11 protein-coding genes are annotated in these 17,012 nt (G+C 42.1%); all 11 read left to right on the top strand.

Annotated elements, in window-relative coordinates; genetic code table 11:
• Positions 1-17 precede the first annotated feature (17 nt).
• Positions 18-3,134 carry an efflux RND transporter permease subunit gene (locus tag ACSLP7_RS13835; RefSeq protein WP_435579857.1) on the top strand — a complete coding sequence of 1,039 codons (3,117 nt, stop codon included), beginning with the start codon at positions 18-20 and terminating at the stop codon, positions 3,132-3,134.
• Entirely contained in the window at positions 3,134-3,817 is a 684-nt protein-coding gene (locus tag ACSLP7_RS13830) for an ion channel (RefSeq protein WP_435579856.1), read from the top strand. Before ACSLP7_RS13835 ends, ACSLP7_RS13830 begins: the two co-directional genes overlap by 1 nt.
• A gap of 82 nt (positions 3,818-3,899) precedes the next feature.
• Positions 3,900-5,144, top strand: a complete 1,245-nt coding sequence (locus ACSLP7_RS13825) for a hypothetical protein (protein ID WP_435579855.1) — start codon at positions 3,900-3,902, stop codon at positions 5,142-5,144.
• Between the two features lie 140 nt (positions 5,145-5,284).
• Positions 5,285-7,147 (top strand): hypothetical protein, encoded by a 1,863-nt coding sequence (locus ACSLP7_RS13820; RefSeq protein ID WP_435579854.1) that lies wholly within the window; start codon positions 5,285-5,287, stop codon positions 7,145-7,147.
• Positions 7,148-7,277: 130 nt separating this feature from the next.
• Positions 7,278-7,409, top strand: coding sequence for a hypothetical protein (locus tag ACSLP7_RS13815; protein ID WP_435579853.1), 132 nt, complete (start codon positions 7,278-7,280; stop codon positions 7,407-7,409).
• 71 nt (positions 7,410-7,480) lie between these two features.
• Complete coding sequence (locus ACSLP7_RS13810; RefSeq protein WP_435579852.1) at positions 7,481-10,921, top strand: T9SS type A sorting domain-containing protein; 3,441 nt, start codon at positions 7,481-7,483, stop codon at positions 10,919-10,921.
• Positions 10,922-11,136: 215 nt separating this feature from the next.
• Positions 11,137-13,809 (top strand): helix-turn-helix domain-containing protein, encoded by a 2,673-nt coding sequence (locus ACSLP7_RS13805; RefSeq protein WP_435579851.1) that lies wholly within the window; start codon positions 11,137-11,139, stop codon positions 13,807-13,809.
• 115 nt (positions 13,810-13,924) lie between these two features.
• Positions 13,925-14,071, top strand: coding sequence for a hypothetical protein (locus ACSLP7_RS13800; RefSeq protein ID WP_435579850.1), 147 nt, complete (start codon positions 13,925-13,927; stop codon positions 14,069-14,071).
• Positions 14,068-14,649: a hypothetical protein gene (locus ACSLP7_RS13795; protein WP_435579849.1), complete on the top strand. Its 582-nt coding sequence runs from the start codon at positions 14,068-14,070 to the stop codon at positions 14,647-14,649. The genes ACSLP7_RS13800 and ACSLP7_RS13795 overlap by 4 nt, the downstream gene beginning before the upstream one ends.
• A complete protein-coding gene (locus ACSLP7_RS13790; protein WP_435579848.1) occupies positions 14,639-15,961 on the top strand; it encodes a hypothetical protein in 1,323 nt (440 codons plus the stop codon). The genes ACSLP7_RS13795 and ACSLP7_RS13790 overlap by 11 nt, the downstream gene beginning before the upstream one ends.
• 6 nt (positions 15,962-15,967) lie before the next feature.
• The coding region (locus ACSLP7_RS13785) for a hypothetical protein (RefSeq protein WP_435579847.1) at positions 15,968-17,012 on the top strand (1,045 nt) is incomplete at its 3' end.

Genomic DNA, 17,012 nt, shown 5'->3' with positions numbered 1-17,012 from the left:
AATTCAATCGATACGGCATGAACATTACTCAATTTTCGATCAATAAGAACCGAATCACCTTTACGGTCCTGGCTACGATTATGCTTATGGGGATAGTGATGTATCAATCCCTACCTAGAGACAGTATGCCTCCGTATACAGTTCGAGTGGCTTCTGTAGTTTCATTTTTCTCAGGAGCCTCACCAGAGCGTGTAGAATTATTGGTGACCGACAAAATTGAAAAGGTAGTCCAAGAACTCCCTGAACTCAAAGAAGTGTCTTCTACCTCCAGAACAGAGCTTTCCGTAGTGCAAGTTACTTTAAAGGATGAGGTTCCACCAGAGCAGATGCAGGCCGTATGGGATCGTCTGCGCAGAAAGTTAAACTCCTTACAAGGTTTACCCTCAGGGGTTAAACCGGACTTGAAAGACGATGGTATTGGGGAGGTATTCGGCCTTGTGGTCGGGATCACCTCAGACGGGTTCTCTTACGCAGAGATGAAGGAGTATATCGATGACATCAAGGACGACCTTATTAAACTTCCTGATGCAGCTAAAGTAGAGGTCGGGGGAGAGCAAGAAGAGCGCGTTTTTGTAGAGTTTGACAACGCTAAGCTCAAGGAATATGGGCTTTCATCCAGCAAGCTACAACAGATTATACAATCCACAAACATCCTCAGTAGTGGTGGCCAGATCAACTTGAATGAAGAGCGGATCATATTGGAACCTACGGGGAATTTTAATTCCATAGAAGACATTCGGGAAACCTTGATTCCAGTGGGTAGTTCAGGCAATCAATTGGTTCCTCTTGGCGATATTACTAAGGTTACGCGTGGTTATATAGATCCTCCAAAACAACGGGTACGCGTTAATGGACGCGACGCTATCTCCATGCATGTCAGCCTTAAAGAAGGATCTAATGTGATTCAATTGGGAACAGACGTGGATAAAGTGATGGCCAAATGGCGCCAGAAATTACCCGTAGGTTTGGAAATCCAACGCTTGGCTTCTTTGGACACCTATATCGATGTTAAGATCAGCGATTTTGTGGTAAACCTGCTTCAGTCAGTATCCATAGTACTTATTGTAATGCTGGTATTCCTAGGATTGCGCTCTGGAGCCATCATTGCAAGTTTGATCCCTATTGTAGTGGTCATGACCCTAATGCTCATGGGCGTTATTGGCATGGGTCTCAACCAGGTGACTTTGGCCGCTTTGATCATGGCTTTAGGAATGATGGTAGACAATGCCATTGTAGTGGCGGAGACCATTATGGTTAAAATGGAACAGGGCGTAGAAAAGAAACAGGCAGCAATAGAAGCCTGTTCGGAGCTCTTTGTTCCTTTGCTGATATCGACTTTAACTACTTCTGCAGCCTTCTTGTCTTTCTATTTGGCGGAATCGACTATGGGAGATATTGTAGGGCCTATTTTTGTAGTGATCTCTTTGGCATTACTTTCCTCTTGGATCATCGCCCTGACAGTGATCACCTTATTCTGTTATTTATTCTTGAAGATGAATACCAGCGCGGAGAAAAAGGAAAGTATTATTGACCGTGTGATCCGCAAATTGAAAGGCTATTATTTGGATCTGATCCTAGGAGCGCTCTCTAAGAAATACATGGTCTTGTTAGGCATTTTTGTCGCCTTCTTTCTATCGCTTTACGGTTTCACCAAAGTACTCTTCGTATTCTTCCCAGATAGTGATAGAAATATGATCACGGTAGATGTGAATCTACCTTTGGGAACCAGAATTGAATCCACTTCTGATGTGGTTCAGGGTATCGAAGATTTTATGCAAGATTCTTTGCAGGTGACCACTCAGCGGGCAAATGGTATTGTTGATTGGTCTGCCTATATCGGGGAAGGTCCTGAATCTTATGACTTAGGTTATTCTCCAGACGAGGCTAATTCCAGCTATGCACATTTATTGGTCAACACCTCAAGTTTTGAGGTCAACAATGAAATGATTGCGCGCTTAGATGCCTACTGTTTTGCCAATTTCCCTAACGCAGACATCAAAGTAGGTGCTTTGGGATCTGGTGGTGGAGGGACTCCTATAGAGGTAAAAGTTTCTGGACCAGACCCTGATGTTTTGGCCACTATTGCAGATCAGATCAAATCCAAACTCAGCGGAATTAACGGAACCAAGAACGTCAAAGACGATTGGGGCCCTAAGAGTAAAAAGTTTGAGATCAAGATTGATCAAGCGCGAAGTCAAACCGCAGGAATTACCAATCAAGATATTGCGACTTCTTTGCAAACCGTTTTAGACGGTTTTCAGGCGGGTGAGTATCGTGAAGATGATAAGTCCATTCCTATTGTGATGCGCAGTTTAGGCAGTCAACAGCAAACCTTAGAAGCTCTGGAGACCTTAAATGTTTATTCCCAGTCCACAGGGAAGAGCGTTCCGCTCTCTCAAGTAGCGAGTATCGTTCCCAAATGGCAATACAGCAAGATCAAACGTCTGGATATTTACAGAACGGTAATCGTATCCAGTGAATTAAAGGAAGGAGCGAATGCTTCTCAAATCAATGGGGAACTCACCCCTTGGCTTGACGGACAGCAAGAAGAATGGGGTGCCGATTATTCCTATAAATATGGGGGTGATGCAGAAAATACGGCAGAGAACATGGGAGCAGTAGTAAAGTATTTACCGCTTTCTGGTTTTATCATAGTCTTGCTTTTGATCATTCAATTCAACTCCTTTAGAAAAATGGTTATGGTTTGTTTGACGATTCCACTAGCAATTATAGGAGTTGTGGTTGGTCTGTTGTTGTTCCAAGAACCCTTTGGATTTATGCCTTTCTTAGGTGTGATTTCGCTTGCGGGTATTGTGATCAACAATGCGATTGTACTCATAGATCGGATGGAGGTGGAACAGAATGTATTGAAAAGAGAAGAACCAGAAGCCGTCATTGTTGCCTGCCTGCAGCGATTCCGCCCTATTCTTCTGGCTACATTTACCACTGTGCTCGGATTGATCCCGCTTTATTTGAGTGGGGGAGAGATGTGGGAAGGTATGGCTGTGAGTATTATGATCGGACTGCTCTTTGGAACGGTGATCACACTGATCTTCATTCCAACCTTTTACAGTGTTGTTTATCGTATCAATTACAAGAATTACACCTTTAACCGAGCATTGGCAGAAGAGTAATGATTGATCGTTTATACAACATTCGTTTTGAACTGTTCTTGTTCTCCCAAGTAGCCATTTTGTTTGGTTCCTTGATCATTCCGCAACAACCTTTTGATGGTATAGTGGCGCCGCTGCTGCTAATGATCAATTTAGTTACCGGCCTAGTGCTGGTTTCTCGAAAGGGCCGTTACTTTTGGTTGTTTGTTATTTTATTGCTGATCAGTAGTGGGCTTTTTGGGGCAGATTCTTTGTTCAATATCGATACTGCCAATTTAAAGATCGTCCGCATTGGGTGCTATTTTATATTTTACACCTTGGTCGCTTTAGAGATCATCAGGCAAGTTTGGGTGGCCAAACAAGTCAATAAAAATGTGATTTATGGGCTGGTGAGTGGCTATATCTCTTTGGGATTGATAGGCTGTTTTATTTTTGTTTTGATCGAATGGTTAAACCCTGGATCCTTCCAGGGAGCCATGATGAACGAAGCCATCAGCAGCGGCCGAGAACTCATTGAACCCTTGATGTACTTCAGTTATATCACCTTGATGACCGTAGGTTATGGAGATATGCTCCCTGTAAGCGCGCTAGCTCAAAAGGCGGTGATCTTAGTGGGACTGATGGGGCAATTTTATCTAGTGATTATTACCGCTGTGGTGGTTGGGAAATATATCAGCGCAGCAAAACGAATCGAGTCAGAATAAACTATAAAAACTATTATACGACAATTGCCCTATATCGCACATGGGTCGGTTCTTTTATATTTGGGGCAAATAATTATTCCACATGAAAGCTTTAATTACTGTATTCTTAATGATTCCTTTAATGGGAATCGCCCAATGTCTTGAAGGAGATTGCCAAGATGGCTTTGGGGTAACCACAAACGACACCGGAACCTATTATGGAGGTTTTGAGGATGGTGAGTTCAACGGCCTTGGTATATTGGTTACCGCCGATGGTGAAACTGCTATTTACGGTGAGTTCGTAGCAGGTACCTTGACCGGTTTGGGTATTATTATTGACGATGTAAAATTAACAACAGCCTTGTATTTCAATACAAGCCCCTTGAGTGATCGCTACTTTATAGCTCCCACAGAGGGCGGTGTGCATTTCCCGGTAAACTCAGACGATGATCTGGCTCAAGAAGGTTACTTAGAGGCCGACGCGAGCAGAGATTGCTTTATTGGAGATTGCAGCAACGGTTGGGGTGCTCAGCAATTTGACAACGGAATCTTCATCTCTAAAAATGAAGGCGGAGAGGCTGCTACAGGACCTATTTTGGCCTACAACAAAGAATCTGACAATATAATTTTTGCTATCGGTCCTGATACCGATGTTTGGGCAACGCTTACTTTTGAAGGTGGTTCTGATGCGTTTATCATTGAAGATACTAACGAGGACAAAGGAATTGTCACTCAGTTTGCTGTGAATGATGGGAAAATGGTTTATCTGGTTGAGCAAAACGGAAAGACCATTGAAGAGGGGTCCTTTACTGATAGTGGGATCGCAAAGGCCTATAATCCACTTAAGGAGTATTTTGAAATGTTCAAAAAAATGATCTCCGATCAAGGTATTTCGGGTATTCCAGTGAAATCTGGACGTTCTACATCAATCACTAAAAAATCATCGGGTGGGATTAAACCAGTAACTCCAGTATCTCCAATAGGTAACAGTGCTAGTTCTTTGGATGATGAGATTGCAGAGGCGCGCGCTATGTTGGAAGAGGCCGACTATGAGGGCGCTATGAGCAAGATCAATAGTATTCTCAGAAAATACGGGGATGTTGCAGAGGCATATGCTTATCGTGGATTGCTCAATATGGTTATGCAAGGTGATGTAGATGCTGGTATTGACGACGTTACCAAAGCTCTAGAGGTTGATCCTAACGATGGATTTTCCAATTACGCCGCTGGATTGATCTTTAAGTCTGGAGATACCCAAGAAGCTAAAGAATGGGCCTGTGAGTATTTCCAAAAGGCATACAATAATGGTTATTCTGATGCAGCCAGCGAATTAGAGAACTGTAACTAGGGACATCTCAGGGTTTCAACCTAGGATATTTGGAATGATCCTCGGGCTATATGGTCTGGGGATCATTTTTTTGTTGCACCCCATTTGCACCCCTGTATTTGAGCTTAAAATTCCTTATTTTCGAAGTAAATTCGCCCGAAATGCTAAAGCCGCTAGTTTACCTATGTATCGCTTTGTTATTCACGCACTTAGGATTCGCTCAATCGGAAGTGGATTCCTTAAAGACGGCTTTAAACAGCACTTCTGATCCCGAAATTAAGCTGTCCACGCTTGATGCCTTGACAACGGCGCTTGTACGGGCTAATGATCAGCAACAAGAAGTCTATCTCAAAGAGTATATCGAAGTTGCAGGAGATCTTAAGGAGTTCGATATAATGGCTTCTAAGTCTCGTTTTTTGATCCAATACTATATCAATACTCGTCAAATAGATAAGGCACAGCATCTTACAGATTCTTTGCTAGGATTAAAAGACAATTTTAAAGCACAAAATTCAGAAGCCCATTTAAAACTCAAGCGCGCCGCTATTTATTACAGCAATAATCTCTTTGAGTCTGCTTTGAAAGATTATGAGGATGCAGCCACTCTTTTTATGGCTAGCGGGGATTCAATTTTTGCCGCGGACGCTTATTATTTCTCTGGTCAAGCGCTTTCCGATCAGAATAATTTCCTATCTGCCATAAAGAATTATGAGATTGCTGAGCAGCTTTACGAGCGCCTAGGGGATGACCAATATGCGATTTTAGTGGGAGCTGAACTCACATCGCTATACAAGAAAAACGGGTTTGTTGAAAAGAGCATCCAGGAACGTGAGCGATTGATAAAAAAGGCGCTAGCCAATGAGGATGTACTTTCCTATATGCAATTGTTGGGTCAAAATGTGGTTGCCTATTACAGCATGAAAGACTTTGTCCAAATGGACAAATACCTCCAGATGATGGAAGCAGAAAAGGAGAATTTGAATCCCTATACTACCTCTTATTACGACCGTTTTATCACTAATTACAAATTGTTAAGTGCTTGCGAGAAAGATGATCTAGAACAAGCTACAGTTTTGATGGATCATTTAGAATCCATTGAAGCTGAGGGGACTACGCCCTATTTGCAAGGAGATGTACTCACGGCCAAAGCTGCATATTTTGAACTTGTTGGCAATCAGCCTTCATTGATCAATGCCTTACAAGAGCTTGCCAACATTCAGGGGACCAATCGTTTGGAAGCCCAGATCGAGGCGCGAGAGAAATTGGCATCATTATACAAGGCAACGGGGCAAAACGATCGCGTAGTAGACCTGCTTGAACGAAACACTCAAATCAAAGACTCTATTTATGAAATTCAAAAAAGCAATACTTTTTTGTATTATCAGGCCGCCTTTGAAAATGAGAGACGACTCAGCGAATTGGCTGAGCAAGATGCCCAGATCGAGCTTTTAGAATCAGAAAAAAAGCTTTCAGCCAATAGAAGAAACTCTATAATTGCCCTGCTGACACTTGCTTTTTTAGCTATCGGTTTGATTCTCTATTTCAGGAATCGTCAAAAGATCAAAGAGCAAGCCTATCAAAACATTCTGCTCAATAATAAGATCGCTAATAAAACAGAAGAGATTAATGTATTGCTTAACGAGACCATCCAGCACATAAAATCCAAAGAGCGTATTGCAGAGAATCTGCAAAAGTTATCCAATGAGAACGAAGGGATCACCCTCAAGAGTATTATTGCAGATCTTAAAGCCAGTAAAGCAGACAACACCAAGTTGATGCTTATCAAACAGAATATTGAGCAGGTCAATTTTGAGTTCATTAAAAAGCTAAAAACCACACATCCGGAATTGACCAAAACCGATGTAGAAATTTGTTCACTGATCCGTATTGGTTTAAATCGAAAAGAGGTAGCGAATCTCAGAAACACCTCTTTAGAAGCGGTGAAATCTTCCCGTTTCCGCATTAAAAAGAAGCTGGGTTTAACCGCTGAAGCTTCTTTGGATGACTACATTAACACCCTGTAATTCAATTAAATAACACACTGCACCCCCTTTTGCACCCCATGTAAATTTGGCTGAGGGTGCCTTGCTTTATATTTTCGGTTCGTACTAATTACACGAAGGGATTCGAATGTGTTCTTTATTTAAAAACAAAATGTCTAAAACAACCAGGCCAAGCCCAACAGGTTCTATTGCTGCCGAGATGAATAGACAACAGCAGTTTTTGAAAGCACATTTTAAAGAACTTCAATTGGTAGAAGAGAAGATCAGACAATTAAAGAAATGAGCTACTTCTGTAAATAGAAGTTCATGGACCAAACAGCCATAGAAATTAAAGTCAACCCAAATCTAATCCAAATGAAATTTCAATTACTCGCATTGTTGCTCTTGGTTTTACCCTTCACGGGAAACGCACAAGAATGTTCAGCATTGATGAGCCCTGTTTCGCTAACAGATAGAGCTGCAGAGGCAACAAAGATTGTAGAAGGAACTGTTCTAAATAGCCAAGGTTATTGGGATAGTGGCCGTTTAAACATTTATACCGTACATACAGTGAAAATATTTAAGTCGCTGGGAGGTAGTCTAGAAACTGAGATAAAAGTAGTGACCATGGGGGGACACGTTGATGATCAGATTCAGGTTACTTCCTCAGAGGCTAAAATGGAGCCCGGTACTATAGGGATGCTCTTTGTGAAGCCCTTTAGTGGAAGCTTAGATGTTTCCGGGACCTTATATGAATTGGTCGGTGCCGCCCAAGGATTAATTAAATACAACAAATTTACCGACCAAGCTGCCGGAGTTTTTGAGACTTACAATAGTATTGACAACTTGTATGACAATGTAGAGGGTGCGGCGCGTGCTAGTTTCGTTGAAATGGCAGCGCGTCCTGCTAAATCAAGCGCTGGTTCTGGTACTAGAGCCACTCCTGTTATCTCCTCCTTCTCGCCATCTACGGTAAGCGCAGGGACTCAGACCGTTTTGACCATTAACGGATCCAACTTTGGCGCGACTATAGGATCGGTGAGCTTTCCTGATTCCAATTCCGGAGGTGTAACCATGGAGACCGCATTGGATTCTCAAATTATCAGTTGGTCAGATACGCAGATTCAAATAGAAGTGCCTTACTTAGCCGGTACGGGGAACTTCACAGTGACCAATGCTACCGCAGAATCCGCATCAAGTAGTTCAACCCTGACGGTTACTTATAATCACATCAATGCGTCAGACGGGACTACAGACTATCCTGCCGTATTGCAAGAAGATAACGGAAGCGGTGGATTTACTTTTAACTACCACACGGAATTTGATTCCAGTGCGGCTCAGCCTTTCTTTGAGGATGCATTGAGTTTGTGGAGTTGTGAGTCCAATATCAACTTCGTTATTGGAAGTACAACAACGACGGATGTAGCTGCAGCAGATGGTATCAACATTGTTCGTTTTGACAACGGTGCCGAGCTTCCTTCAGGAGTTCTCGGACGAGTGACAAGCCGTTATTTAGGAGTTTGCCCAACCACCAACCGCGCCATTGTTAATGAGCTGGATGTGGTTTGGAATGACGATACAAACTGGTATTACGGTACAGGTACTCCTGGAGCTTTTCAGTATGACTTTAAAACAGTAGCCCTTCACGAATTGGGACACACCCACCAATTGGGACACGTTATTGATACGGATCAGGTGATGCACTATGCTTTGTCTAATGGAGTGAGTAATTATGAGCTTTCTGCCACGGATATTGATGGCGCTGTCTATACCATGGGATTGTTCACGCAGACTGTAGGATGTGGGATCACACCAATGGAGGAACTTTTGAACTGTTGTGATCCGATTACCATCAGCACAGAACCTGATAACTCCAGCATTGAATTGGATACCTCCACCGACTTTACAGTTGTTGCCAGCAATTTTGCTACCATTCAATGGAGTGTAGACACCACTGGAGGAGGTTCGTTTACGGATATCACTGATGATTCGGTCTATTCTGGATCCACTTCTACAACATTATCATTGCAGAATGTCCCGATCAGTTATGACGGTTATCAATACCGAGCCACCTTAGAAAATGCCTGTGGTGACACCTTAAACACTATTACGGTTACTTTGAGTGTAAACCCAGTATGTACTGGTCTTGACGTGACTACCTATACGGGAGCAGGATGGGATAACGGAACTCCTGATATTACTAAGAATGCTGTAATTGCAGCAGACTACGATACCGGAGCTATTGCTAGTATTGATGCCTGTACTTGTACTGTCAATGCATCTACAACGCTTACCATTGGCGCCAATACTTATCTAAGCGCGCGTGGAAACATTAACGTAAATGGAACTTTAGTCATTGAAAATACCGGTAGTGTAGTTCAAATTGCAGAAACTGCAGAAACCGTAAATAACGGTACCATTCAGGTGGTTAAGGATACTCCAACGCTAGACGTACGTGATTTTAGTGCCTTGTCCTCACCAATGTCTGGTGAGTCTAGAACAGGAGTATACAGTGGAGCACACCGAGTTTTAGAGATCTTCCCGGCGCTCTTTACGCCGAATCCAGATCCTGCGATCACCGGTTTGAACTTTTTAGATGATGACGGCGATTACCTAGGGCCAGCTTCCACCTTAAATGTAGGTCAGGGTTACCTGGTATTGCCACAACCGAGTACTGCGGCTGGAGCAGCCACGTATTCGCATACCTATACGCAAGGAACTTTAAACAGCGGAAACATCACTGTACCTGTTGTTTATAACGGTCCTGCGACAGAAAACAACTTTAATCTTGTAGGTAATCCCTATGCCTCCGCAATTGACACAGAAGCTTTCATCCTGGCCAACGATGCCATAAATGAAGTGTATTTCTGGGAACATTTGACGGCACCAGATTCTGGTAATCCAGGGTTTAATCCGTCGAATTATTCTATGGACGACATTTCTATATTCAACCTCACGGGAGGTGTTGCAGCCAATAACGGAGGAACTGCACCCACTCAGTATATGGCATCGGGTCAGGGTTTTGGAATTCTCGCTCAACAAGCACAAGCGGGGACAGATCTTGAGTTCACTAATGATCTTCGTGTGACTGGCAACAACACCACTTTGAAGTCTTTCAGTTCAGAGAATAGAATTTGGCTCCGTATGGACAGTCAAAACTACTCCAACTCAAGCATGATTCTCGTAGGTTTCCTCAACGAGACCACTACAGGTTTTGATGCGGGTTATGACAGTCAACGTGTAGATGCGAGTATTAGTTTATTCTCTACCCTGGCAGACAAAAGTCAATTGGCAATTCAAGCAAGAGAAGACTTTAATCCTAAAATGATTGTAGAATTGGGAATGGAGAGTAAAATTCCAAGTCTAGAGACCTTTACCATTAGTATTGATCATCTAGAAGGAGTTGAAATAGAAGGTGTGGAAGTGTTCTTGACCGATCACCTCACCAATACCGTAATTAATTTGAGTAAATCAATCTACAGTTTTCAAGCTGGTCCAGGATTGGACCGTTCAAGATTCAGTTTGAGTTTTGAACAACCGGTCCTGAACGTTCAAGATCAATCCCTTGACAACATCAGTATGTATCCAAACCCCCTAAGTAATGGACTATTGAATATTACCGCCACCGATCTGAGCAACCAAGAGGTACAGCTCAAGGTGACCAATTTAGTAGGACAAGTACTGTATGATCAAAATCAACAGTTTATAGGAAACACCCTTACAACAGATGCTCTGAGCCAATTATCACAAGGCATCTATTTTGTAGCGCTTAAATCGAACGGGCGCTGGGTGATTAGGAGGATAGTTAAAAAATGAGGTTTTTGAAAAGTTTTACTAATCCTTAACGCGTTGGTTGTTCTCTGTTTTCAACTGACATCTAAAGCCCTGCTAACGTGGGGCTTTTTTTAATCGTTAAAAACTTGACCCAAGCATACTTTTGTCAATTATGTAACAGTACTTGTTACATAATTACAAGCCACTAGTCGCCGACTGCCGTAATATTACAGCGCAATTTTTAGTAATTTGTTTCTATGAAATTCTTCATGCCCGTGTTTCTTTTCTGCGCTTGGTCTTGTTTTGGACAACAAGTTGAGCAGCTGACTGCCGAAAATTACTCCGAGGTCGTTCAAAAAATCTTTGATTCTGAAGACTTTTACGGTGCTATTGATAGTATTGATATTGTTCGGCTAAAAGCGATAGTACCTCTGGCATACAAAACCAAGGACCGCAAAACACTATCAAATATCTATCACAAATTAGCGGAGTTGGAACGATTAACCTATCGTGAAGACAATGCACTGTTGTATTTGAGTAAGATTGATTCGCTTTGGGGAACAACGCTTGATTCAATTACCATAGAGGCTGATATTTTGCGTGCAAACATCAACAGTCACTCTATTAAGAATGAAGATCGGGGAAAGGCGCAATTAGAACATGCGCTAAGCCAGGCGAGGAGGCTGGGGAATAGGTATTTAGAGCATCGAATATTCATTAGATTGGGTCGAATTTTCATCGATCGATTCGACGATTCTGAAAAACAAGTAGATATAGACTCTGCACGCTACTATTTAGAATCGGCTTATAATTATTTTAAATCCAATGCGGCCAATCCCAAGGCCTTGGAGCGGAGTTTGCGTTATCTTTCCTATGGAGAGACCAAGGCAGGTAACCACAGCAAAGCCGGTGCCTATTTGCAAGAAAATTTAGAAAGATTACAAAATGGCGAGTATCCTTTGGGAGAGGCTTCTGCTTTTTCCACTTTGGGAAGCTTTAGTTTAGAAATCGGACAGTTTGAACAGGCCATTTCATATATGATGGAGGCAAAAGCGCGATTTGAGACTTTGGGATACCCCAACTTAGAAAGTCAGTATTTGATCTATAGAGATTTGGCCTTGAGTTATGGGGCACTAGAACGCTATGAGCCTGCTTATAAATACGGATTTACTTTTATGGAGCTCAATACGCGTATGATCAATAACCAGAATGCCATTCGGGTTACTGAGATGGACGCACGCTACAAAAACGCAGAGATGCAGCAGCAGTTGGCTGTCATTGCAGCACGGAATGCTCTTATTGAACAACAAAAAAAGAATCAGCTCACAATTTTCTTAGCACTTTTGGCATTAGCCATTGGGGGCGGACTGTTTTTTTTCTTGCAACAACGCGACAGAAAACGCACAAACGAAAAGCTCCAGGAGCTCGATGCAGTCAAAACAAATTTGTTTACCAATATTTCACATGAGCTGCGAACACCTTTAACCTTAATACAGGGAAGCCTTGAACAATTGGAGTTGTCGGCTAAAACCAAACCTGACGCGCTAAGCATAGCTCAAGACAATACGGATCGCTTGACTAATTTGGTCGGGCAAATCACAGACTTGGCCAAATTGGATTCTGGACAACTAATCCTTAAAGTTTCTCCCGGGAACTTAAGTGGTTTACTCACTCAGCAATTGGAATCTTTTCAATATAAAGTGAGAGCGAAAAATTTAGAATTCATAGCTGATATTGAGTCGCTGACTGCAGTTTATTTCAATGAGGATATGCTTTTAAAGATCATGGCGAACCTTATTAATAACAGTGTAAAATACGCGCCTTCAGGGTCTCAAATTCAAGTTAGGTTAGCCGCTGCGGAGCATGAGGCTTTATTTACTATTAGCAATCTGATAAACCCCAATGCAGCGATAGAGGTTGATCAATGGTTTGAGCGCTTTTATACTTCCAGAAAGGAGCAAGGTGGTATGGGAGTTGGTCTAGCACTAGTCAAAGAACTTGCGGCTTTACATAAAGGAACAATTACTGCTGAACGCCTGGCGGATAGAGTTCAATTTGTTTTGCGCATACCGATCACTATCCAGGACTATGCTGCGCATGAGATTCTTGAGTTTACTGATTCATTTATTGAATCAGAAAGTTTAGATGATTCCTCAATTACAAAGGACGCAAAAGTATTACTGATTGTAGATGATAATGCTGAGATAAGAGCTTTGGTGGCTGGAAATTTTAAAAACGAATTTCAAATAATTGAAGCGAATAGCGGAGCGTCGGGAATTGAGATGGCCACTACTTTCATGCCAGATATTATAATCAGTGATGTTATGATGACCCCTCTAGACGGTGTTGCCATGACTAAAGCCATTAAGGACGACAGCAGAACTGGCCACATACCAATTGTGCTACTCACCGCAAAAGTAGGTGCTGAAGATACTGTCAAAGGAACAGAGGCTGGCGCCGATGCTTATATTGAAAAACCTTTCAAAAGTGCAGTATTAAAGGCTCAGATTAATCAACTGATTCGCACAAGAGAAGCTTTGCAAAAACGCTTTAGTACTGAGCTCGTTTTAAAACCCCTGGATGTAGTGGTTTCTAATGGCGACCAACGCTTTTTTGAAAGGGTACAAGCCGTATTAGAGGCAGATTTGACCAATCCCCAGTTTACCAGTGAGCTGTTTGGAAAGAATATGGGTATGAGCCGTATGCAGTTGTATCGCAAGTTAAAAGCATTAACGGGCATGACTGCAACAGAATTTATTAGGAGTCAAAGACTTACTTTGGCGACCGAGCTTTTGACAGCTCAAGGAATATCTATCGCGGAGGTGGCCTATCAAGTAGGATTCAATGATCCCTCGTATTTTTCCAAGTGCTTCAAAGAGCAGTTTGCCTTGAGTCCCAAAGCGTTTATTGAGCAGCAAAGAGCGTCTTAATTTTACTACTTAAGTCAGATACAGAATTCCATCGATCTGATACATAATTCATAGTCATCATTTCAACTTCGAACTAGTTTTGGAACGCAAATCAATGTGTATCCATTGTTGAACTATGGCTAAAACTGAGTTTATTCAAATTGAATTTCCGCGTCAGGATTATACCATTTATCTCAATGCATCTCATTTGAGTAAAGGCAATTATACGATCAAATTGACCTATAAGAATAAAGTGATCGAGACCGTAAAATTCACAGTATGAAAACATCATTTCTTTTAATGCTTTTGGTGCTCGCGGTAAGCTGTAACCAAAATGCAAAGCCTCAGGACGGTATTCCCGAGCAAACAACAGCGAAAGCAGAAACCGCATCTACCAGTGACAATCGTTATGAATTTCTTTTTGCTATGGAACCAGCCTGTAAACTCTCTCGGGAAGAATTCGCAACCTTATTTGGCTTCTCTACTGAGCAAATGGAGCGTCAAATTGAATCCAGCTATTGCGGATTCAATATCATTTATAAAGATGGAAACAGCGGTTGGTTCAATATCAAAGTAGTTGATTTTCCCAAAGAAGAGATTATCTCAGAAATTCAGAAGATCAAAGCAGATTCCAAACAAGGAAAAGGCCTTATTGCTATGGAGGGACAAAACTTAATCTACAAACAACCAGCAAGACCAAATTGGCAATTGTTCAATCCCAACTACGATAATAAGATCATTATAACCTATCATGCCCTTTTGGCCTCAGAGCTTTCAAAAGATCAAAAGATGTCACTCAAAGAAAAAGGGATGCAAGTGGCAGCATTTCTAATCGCAAAATTTGAGAATTATGATCAATAAAATAGCATACGCACTCCTTATTACCTGCTTGGGCTGTTCTGGAATGGCAAAGGCGCAACTTTACACCTTTGACAAGGATCTCGTGGTCGAGAATATCAATTTGATCGCAGAAGATTCTGGAGCTAAAACAGTGGTTTATACGCGGCAGATCAGTGATACTGTTTTCTACCATACAGTCAAAGGCCATGATGTTTATCAGCTGGTAGATGTTTTGGTAAGCAGTTCAAATCCAGAAGTTTCACTAAATGTAAGTTTAGCCAAAGATCATTGGGATAATCGTGTTGAAACAGCCACCACAGCCAATTCACCTGAAAATGTGGTCAATTTTAAGTTTAGGGATTACGGTGAGTTTGGAGTTATCGTTGAGTCTGATTCTGACCAAGAAGTGGAGTATCTAATAGCTGTTTTGGCCAGTCCTCCATCACAGTCCTTTTTAGGTTCGCCTTTTGTCACCATAGAGAATACAACAGATTCCACAAACAATAATGAATCCGCATCGGTTAGCATAGGGCCAGAGATTCCGAGTTGGCTTTATATAGTGCTGGCTTTGGCTTTTGTGATGATTTTTTATCTGATTCTGAAATTGAGAAATCAAAAGAAGACCTTAGTGTTGGTCTTATTGCTCTTTACTGTTGTGGGTAGTTCCCTTGCTCAGCGTGGAAGACAGCGTTCGGTGCAATCCTATATAGAGCGAGTAGAAAGTGCCTTGCAAGAAGGGGGGAACTCTAGTATTGACAATGTATTGGGAAGAATGGCCACAATTAGAGCTGCTTGGGCAGATCTAAACACTTTTGTTGGGCTCTATGAAGGCTTGACAGATTGCGTCCCGAACACTTCGCCACCAGGTTCGCCAAGTCTTCCTTCTTTTTGTTCTATAGATATTCCAGTAGGTGATGGAAGTCCTCTAACAGAAGAACAAACTGCCGCAGAGGATCGCGCCAGTGATTGCAGTTCTTGTTTTACGGCAGCACGGCTAAAATTTAATGATGCACGTTATAAGTTAGAAAAGCTGAGGATAATTTATAAATGCAGTAAACGCTATACAGATGCTGCTGTTAAACTTGGCGATAACTCTTCGGGGATACATGCAGTGACTGGTTTAGTTTGGCAACAAGAACGGGCAGAAATCATGAAGAAGTTCATCAACTTGGAACACGAATACGACAAGACATACACCTTTCTAATCGCAGAATTAAAAGAAAGCATGATGCAGCTAAATCTTTGCGAAGAACAATATGGCGTGCCGGATTGGTTTAACCGTTTTGGACTTGGATATTTTGAATTTATGCAAGCCCGATATTTAAGAGATTAGTTAGTTATGAAAGTTCTACTTTATTTATTGTTGCTGATGGCGTTCATTGGCTGTAAGCAGCAAACCGAGGATTCAGAAGATCAAAAAAGGGAAATTCAAACGCAAACTTCAGCTTCAGACAAACCTCAGCTCACTTCCAATTCGCAGGAGCAAATTGCTGTTGAAGGAGTAACAGAGGCATTGGAAAGCTTAGGTAGATCTGATCTCACCGACGAACAATTGGCGCAAATGGGGGTCAGTCGTGAAGTCTTTGAACAGTTTATGCAACAGGCTTTGGACAGCACCAATCAACAGCAGGGATTGTCTTCTGTCTGGGGTGCGGTTTTAAATGGTTCTACTGGAAATTTAGAAGATCAAGTTGCGGCAGAAAAGCGAGCAATTGCTTTAATTCGTGAGGTTTCAGGGGTGCAGCAGGCTACCTTTGTAGAGGATCACTTGCGCAGAAAAAAAGGAAGGAGTCTGGAACAACTGAATCTCTACAAGACTTTGGCAGAAGTAGATGCTGTTGAAGCGCTTGAATTGATGCTCGCACATTACAAGGTGTCTCAAGAAGAGTTCGGTTTGATGACCTTATTGCCCTCCTTGAATCGTATGCTTTCCAAACGAGAAATTGATTCCTTATATGGAGCTTCTTTGCCACCAGCTTACAAAAGACATTTGACAAGCGGAACTGCGAGTGCTGGTTTTCAAAAATTCCACGATAACTACCGTGTGACTTTGGAGAAAGCGTATCAGGATTTTAAAGCTCAGTTTGCTCGTAAACAGAAGACATTTCATCGTTTGAATCCTTCCTGGGAATCTCAAAAGAATACAGCTGCTAATGTCTATAAGGATTCTAAAAACCGATATATTTATTTGCCTTTGGGCGAGGCTTCTTTTGCTGACCAATTGATTAGTTTCAAGCAAGGGCAAGGGGGAAGTAACCAACAAGGAATCTTGGGATCTCCAAATATGCCGGTGGCTGAGTTGCTGGGAGCGGACCCTAGGTTCTGTAATTTAGGGGTTGGGGGACAAGCTATCCTGCATTTTAAGGATAACGCATTAATCAATG

This window comes from Gilvibacter sp. (genome assembly GCF_965601605.1).
Lineage (GTDB): Bacteria > Bacteroidota > Bacteroidia > Flavobacteriales > Flavobacteriaceae > Gilvibacter.
Note: the sequence above shows the minus strand (reverse complement) of the source record. Positions and strands in the feature narration are given on the sequence as shown.

What these genes read in the sequence shown, in the direction of transcription:
- ACSLP7_RS13830 (WP_435579856.1), top strand. Translation starts at nt 3,134, where the DNA reads ATGATTGATCGTTTATACAACATTCGTTTTGAACTGTTCTTGTTCTCC.
- ACSLP7_RS13805 (WP_435579851.1), top strand. Translation starts at nt 11,137, where the DNA reads ATGAAATTCTTCATGCCCGTGTTTCTTTTCTGCGCTTGGTCTTGTTTT.
- ACSLP7_RS13795 (WP_435579849.1), top strand. Translation starts at nt 14,068, where the DNA reads ATGAAAACATCATTTCTTTTAATGCTTTTGGTGCTCGCGGTAAGCTGT.
- ACSLP7_RS13790 (WP_435579848.1), top strand. Translation starts at nt 14,639, where the DNA reads ATGATCAATAAAATAGCATACGCACTCCTTATTACCTGCTTGGGCTGT.
- ACSLP7_RS13820 (WP_435579854.1), top strand. Translation starts at nt 5,285, where the DNA reads ATGCTAAAGCCGCTAGTTTACCTATGTATCGCTTTGTTATTCACGCAC.
- ACSLP7_RS13815 (WP_435579853.1), top strand. Translation starts at nt 7,278, where the DNA reads ATGTCTAAAACAACCAGGCCAAGCCCAACAGGTTCTATTGCTGCCGAG.
- ACSLP7_RS13825 (WP_435579855.1), top strand. Translation starts at nt 3,900, where the DNA reads ATGAAAGCTTTAATTACTGTATTCTTAATGATTCCTTTAATGGGAATC.
- ACSLP7_RS13810 (WP_435579852.1), top strand. Translation starts at nt 7,481, where the DNA reads ATGAAATTTCAATTACTCGCATTGTTGCTCTTGGTTTTACCCTTCACG.
- ACSLP7_RS13835 (WP_435579857.1), top strand. Translation starts at nt 18, where the DNA reads ATGAACATTACTCAATTTTCGATCAATAAGAACCGAATCACCTTTACG.
- ACSLP7_RS13800 (WP_435579850.1), top strand. Translation starts at nt 13,925, where the DNA reads ATGGCTAAAACTGAGTTTATTCAAATTGAATTTCCGCGTCAGGATTAT.